The 5,530-nt window shown below is 68.5% G+C and carries 5 protein-coding genes; 1 reads left to right on the top strand and 4 read right to left on the bottom strand.

Going from position 1 to position 5,530, the window contains the following annotated elements:
- The coding region (locus tag ACNPM4_RS17515) for a GyrI-like domain-containing protein (RefSeq protein WP_448986528.1) at positions 1 to 775 on the top strand (775 nt) is incomplete at its 5' end.
- A 27-nt stretch (positions 776 to 802) separates the two neighbouring features.
- Here ACNPM4_RS17515 and ACNPM4_RS17510 read toward each other — a convergent pair.
- The 4 genes from ACNPM4_RS17510 to mmsA are packed head-to-tail and all read right to left on the bottom strand — an operon-like array spanning position 803 to position 5,511.
- Complete coding sequence (locus ACNPM4_RS17510) at positions 803 to 1,582, bottom strand: ATP-binding cassette domain-containing protein (protein WP_029263763.1); 780 nt, start codon at positions 1,580 to 1,582, stop codon at positions 803 to 805.
- Entirely contained in the window at positions 1,579 to 2,757 is a 1,179-nt protein-coding gene (locus tag ACNPM4_RS17505) for an ROK family transcriptional regulator (protein ID WP_036304176.1), read from the bottom strand. The genes ACNPM4_RS17510 and ACNPM4_RS17505 overlap by 4 nt, the downstream gene beginning before the upstream one ends.
- 37 nt (positions 2,758 to 2,794) lie before the next feature.
- On the bottom strand, positions 2,795 to 3,973 hold the full coding sequence (gene mmsB, locus ACNPM4_RS17500) for a multiple monosaccharide ABC transporter permease (protein WP_105711068.1): 1,179 nt from the start codon (positions 3,971 to 3,973) through the stop codon (positions 2,795 to 2,797).
- Complete coding sequence (gene mmsA, locus ACNPM4_RS17495; protein WP_448986527.1) at positions 3,970 to 5,511, bottom strand: multiple monosaccharide ABC transporter ATP-binding protein; 1,542 nt, start codon at positions 5,509 to 5,511, stop codon at positions 3,970 to 3,972. The genes mmsB and mmsA overlap by 4 nt, the downstream gene beginning before the upstream one ends.
- Between the last annotated feature and the right edge of the window lie 19 nt (positions 5,512 to 5,530).

Below are 5,530 nucleotides of genomic sequence, written 5' to 3'. Positions count from 1 at the left end.
CACGACCGAATACCACCTGCGGCGGATGTTCTCGGCGCTGGCCGGCATGCCGCTCTCGGAGTACGTTCGGCGCCGTCGCATGACGCTCGCCGGCGCGGAACTCGCAGCCGGCGCCTCGAGCCTGCTCGACGTGGCGGTGCGCCACGGCTACGGCTCGGTCGAGGCTTTCGGTCGCGCCTTCCGTGCGGTGCACGGCATCGGACCGGCCGACGCGCGCCGAGACGGGGGTCCTCTCCGTACACAACCCACGCTCCGGTTCCGCCTGAGCGTCGAAGGGAGCACCCCGATGGACGTCACCATCACCCACCGTCCCGCGTTCGTCCTCGCCGGTCACGCCGCCGAGGTCCCGCTCATCCACGAGGGCGTCAACCCGCACATCCAGGCGCACATCGCCGCGATCGCGCCCGAGGAGCACGCGCGCCTCAAGGCACTCGCCGACGCCGAACCGGCCGGGATCCTCGCGATCACCGCCGACATCGAGCCGGATGCTGCAGAGGGCACGCTGCTCACATATCTGCACGGCGTCGCCCTGCAGACCACCACCGCGGTGCCCGACGACCTCGATTCCCTGCGCCTCGACGAAGGGTCCTGGGCGGTCTTCGCCGCGCGGGGTCCGTTCCCGGCGACCCTGCAGAACCTGTGGGCGGCCACGGCGACCGAGTGGTTCCCGTCGAACCCGTGGCGGCTGCGGCCCGGCCCCTCGATCGTGCGCTACCTCGAGTTCACCGGCGACTTCGCGTCGTGCGAGCTCTGGCTGCCCGTCGAACAGGGCTGAACACCCGATGCCCCGCGTCGACGTCGATCAGCGCGGGGCATCGCCCTTCCTGGGCGGGCGATAGGTACCGATGATCGCGGCGATGAGATCGGAGTAGGCGGCGTCCTGGCTGGAGAAGCTGCCGTTGTTGCGGCCGTGCCGCAGCACCTCGACACGGTCGGACACCGCCTGCACGTCGGCGATGTTGTGACTGATGAACACGACGCCCAGCCCGAGCTCGCGGAGCTGCTCGATGTGGGTGAGCACGTCGGCGGTCTGCGCGACGCTGAGCGAAGCGGTCGGCTCATCGAGCACGACCAGCCGGGGCTGGCTGATGAGGGTGCGCGCGATCGCCACGGCCTGTCGCTGGCCACCGGACAGGGAGTTGAGCGGCGTGCGGGTCGACGGGATGTTGGCGGCCAGATCGGTCAGCGCCTGCCGCGTCGCGTTCTCCATCTCGCCCTCGCGCAGCATGCCTTTGGAGGTGCGCAGCTCGCGTCCGAGGAAGACGTTGGCCGTCACGTCGAGGTTCTCGCAGACGGCGAGGTCCTGGAAGACCGTCGCGATGCCGAGTCGGTTCGCCTCGGCGGGGGAGGAGATGTCGACGCGCTCGCCGTTGATGCGGATCTCGCCGGAGGTCGGGGTGAGAGCACCCGCGATGACCTTCGCCAGCGTCGACTTGCCGGCGGCGTTGTCGCCGACGAGACCGACCACCTCGCGCGCGTTCACCGTGAAATCGACGTCGGTGAGCGCCTCGACGGCACCGAAGCGCTTCGTGATGCCGCGCAGGGTGAGCAGCGGCTCCGCCTGCGACGCCGAGAGAGTCATGAGCGGCCCTCGAGAAGCTGGGACGGATCGGTCGACTGCAGGATGTGGATGGTCGCGCCCACGAGCACCGTGTCCTTGCCGAACGACGCGGGGATCGGTTCGCGGCGAGGAGCGCGGCGCTGCGGCGCGTGCTCGCGCAGGGCGGCGCCGAACGGCAGCAGGAAGACCGGGCCGGCGTCGGTGAGCTCGCCGCCGATCGTGATGATCTCGGGGTCGAGGGTCTGACAGACACCCGCGACCACGCGGCCGAGCGTCGCGCCCGCATCGGAGACCACCCGCGCGCAGCCGGGGTCGCCGGCGGCGGCGCGGGCGATGACGTCCTTGAAGGTGACCTGGCCGTAGGCGGCCCGCAGCGGTGCCGTGACGGCCTCGGCTCCGACGACGGTCTCGAGGCAACCGCGCTGCCCGCAGGGGCAGATGGATCCGGCGGGGTCGACCTGCACGTGTCCGATCTCACCCGCCGTGCCCCCGCGTCCGCGGTAGAGCCGCGAATCGATGATCACGCCGGCACTCGTCGTGTACGAGGCGTTGATGAACAGGCTGTCCGCGACATCCCGTGCCGTGCCGAGCGTCGCCTCGGCGAGCGCGGCGAGGTTGGCGTCCTTCTCGACCAGCACCGGGCATCCGAGGCGCTGTTCGACGACCGCGGCGATGGGCTGCGATTCCCACCGCCTCATGACGCCCGGATAGGCGACCAGACCGGTGTCGGGGTCGATCGGCGCCGGAATCGCGATGCAGAGGCCGATCAGCTCGTCGGCCTGCGCCGCGATCATGTCCAGCATCTCGATGATGAGGAGCGTGATGCGATCGAGCACCGTGTCCTCGGCGTGGTCGGCCGGCAGCGGCATCGACCGGTCGGCGAGCACGGACTGCCCGACGTCGTTGAGACGCACCCGCATGCTGCGGCTTCCGATGTGCACGGCGGCCACCAGCCCGGCACGCCGGGCGATGGTGACGAGCTGTGCGCGACGGCCACTCCGCGAGGTCGGATGGGTCTCCACCAGACCCGAGAGCGACAGCTCCTTCACGATCGCCGACACCGTCGCCGTCGACAGGGTGGTGGCTTCGGCGAGCTCGACCTGGGTGAGCCCGCCGAAGCGCTTGACCGCGTCGACGATCTTGGCCGTGTTGGCCTCGCGCAATCCCGACTGGGAACCGCTCGACCATCTGCTCATAGCGGGAGCATATCGCGTGGGATCGGCACCGCCGGGGTCAGCGGGCGGCACCCGCCCGACGCTTGTTCCAGACGTCGAAGGCCACGGCGATCAGGAGCACCAGGCCCTTCACGACCTGCTGTGTCGCCTGGTCGAGGCCCATGAGCTGCATGCCGTTGCTCATTACCGCCATGATCAGACCGCCGACGATCGCCCCGCCGACGCGCCCCACGCCACCGGTGACCGCGGCGCCCCCGATGAAGCAGGCAGCGATCGCGTCGAGCTCGAACATGTTCCCCGCTCCCGGCTGCGCTCCGTTCGTGCGCGAGGAGAAGACGACTCCGGCGACACCGGCGAGCAGTCCCATGTTCACGAAGATCCAGAAGTTGACGCGGCGCACGTTGACGCCGCTCAGCAGGGCCGCGTGCAGGTTGCCGCCGATCGCGTAGACGTGACGCCCGAATACGCTCTTCTGCGTGATGACCGAGTAGGCGATGATCAGCACCGCGAGGAGGATCAGCACGAAGGGGAGACCGCGGCTGGTGGACAGCTGGTAGCCGAACCACATCACGACGGCCGCGATCAGGGCGATCTTCAGGATGAACCAGCCCAGCGCCTCGACCGACTGCTGGTGCGCGACCTTCGAGCGTCGGCTGCGCACCTGCCACACCGCATAGCCGCCCACGCCGATGGCGAAGATCACGAGCGTGAACACGTCGACCCCGTAGCCGCCGAAGAGTCCGTTGAAGAATCCGTTGGCTATCGAGTAATAAGTGCCGCCGAAGGGCGACAGCGAGACGTTGCCCAGCACGATGAAGGTCAGACCGCGGAAGAGCAGCATGCCGGCGAGCGTCACGATGAACGCCGGGATGCCGACGAACGCCACCCAGAAGCCCTGCCATGCCCCGACCAGGAGGCCGACCACCAGTGCGGCGATGACACCGACCCACCAGGGCAGCTGCATCCGGATCACGAGGACCGCGGCGGTGGCACCGGTGAGGGCGACGACCGAGCCGACGGAGAGGTCGATGTGACCGGCGATGATGACGATCACCATGCCGATCGCGAGGATCAGGATGTAGGAGTACTGCAGCACGATGTTCGTGAGGTTCCCCGGGGAGAGGAACGTCGGGTTCAGGATGGCGAAGAAGGCCACGATCGCGACGAAGGCGACGAGGATGCCGCTCTGACGCAGGTTGCGCGTGGCGAGGCTCAACAGGTTGGTGACGCCGGTCATCGTTCGGCCGTCCTTTCGACAGTCATGAGTTGCATGAGGTTCTCCTGGGTGGCCTCGGCGGCCGGCAGCTCGCCGGTGATCCTGCCGAAGGCCAGGGTGTAGATGCGGTCGCAGATGCCCAGCAGCTCGGGCAACTCGGACGAGATGACGAGTACGCCCTTCCCCGCCGCGACCAGGCGGTTGATGATCGTGTAGATCTCGTACTTGGCGCCGATGTCGATGCCGCGCGTGGGCTCATCGAGGATCAGCACGTCGGGCTCCGTCTGGATCCACTTGCTCAGCACGACCTTCTGCTGGTTGCCGCCGGAGAGGTTGCCCACGAGCTGGAGCACACTGGGCGTCTTGATGTTCATCTCGGCGCGGTACTGCTCCGCGATCCGGAGTTCCCGGTTCGCGTCGATCCAGCCGCCGGGGCTGATCATCCGCAGCGACGCGAGGGTGATGTTGTGGCGGATGTCGTCGATGAGGTTGAGCCCGAACTTCTTCCGGTCCTCGGTCGCGTACGCGATCCCGGCGCGGATGGCGGCGCTCGTGGTCGACGTGTCGACCTCTTTGCCGCGGACGAGGACCCGCCCCTTCGCGTTGCGCCCGTAGGTGCGGCCGAAGACGCTCATGGCGAGTTCCGTGCGTCCGGCGCCCATCAGCCCGGCGATGCCGACGACTTCTCCCGCACGCACGGTGAGGGAGGCGTCGTCGACCATGACCCGTCCCGGCTGGGTCGGGTGATGCACGGTCCAGTTCTCGATCCGCAGCACCTCCTCGCCGAGTTCCGGCACCCGCTCGGGGAAACGATGGGCGAGGTCGCGTCCGACCATGCCGCGGATGATCCGGTCCTGCGTCGAGGCCGGATCGCTCATGTCGAGCGTCTCGATGGACCGACCGTCGCGGAGGATCGTCGTGCGGTCGGCGATCGCGTCGATCTCGTTGAGCTTGTGCGAGATGATGATCGACGTCATCCCGCCGTCGCGCAGGCGCCGGAGCAGGTCGAGCAGGTGTGCCGAGTCGGTGTCGTTGAGCGCGGCGGTCGGCTCGTCGAGGATGAGCAGGCGCACGTTCTTCGACAGTGCCTTCGCGATCTCGACGAGCTGCTGCTTGCCCACGCCGAGCTGGCCGACCGGCGTGGCGGGGTTCTCGTCGAGACCGACCTGGGCGAGCAGTTGCGAGGCCTCGGAGTTCGCGCGGTCCCAGTCGATGAGTCCGCCCGCGCCCCGACGCTCGTTGCCGAGGAAGATGTTCTCCGCGACGCTGAGGTAGGGGATCAGCGCGAGCTCCTGATGGATGATCACGATGCCCACCTGCTCGGAGTCGCTGATGGATCCGAACTTCGCCTCTTCACCCTCGTAGACGATCTCCCCTTCGTACGCCCCATGCGGGTAGACACCCGACAGCACCTTCATGAGGGTGGACTTCCCCGCGCCGTTCTCGCCGCAGATCGCGTGGATCTCGCCGCGGCGGACATCGAGGTCGACGCCCTGGAGCGCCTTGGCGCCGGGAAAGCTCTTCTCGATCTCCCGCATCTGCAGTACCGGTGTCGTCATGAACCGGGTCCTTTCCGTC

It is taken from the genome of Microbacterium umsixpiens (assembly GCF_053543675.1).
Note: the sequence above shows the minus strand (reverse complement) of the source record. Positions and strands in the feature narration are given on the sequence as shown.

Bases quoted from the DNA above. Each gene is read 5' to 3' on its own strand.
- ACNPM4_RS17510 (WP_029263763.1), bottom strand. From the start codon at position 1,582: ATGACTCTCTCGGCGTCGCAGGCGGAGCCGCTGCTCACCCTGCGCGGC.
- ACNPM4_RS17505 (WP_036304176.1), bottom strand. From the start codon at position 2,757: ATGAGCAGATGGTCGAGCGGTTCCCAGTCGGGATTGCGCGAGGCCAAC.
- mmsB (WP_105711068.1), bottom strand. From the start codon at position 3,973: ATGACCGGCGTCACCAACCTGTTGAGCCTCGCCACGCGCAACCTGCGT.
- mmsA (WP_448986527.1), bottom strand. From the start codon at position 5,511: ATGACGACACCGGTACTGCAGATGCGGGAGATCGAGAAGAGCTTTCCC.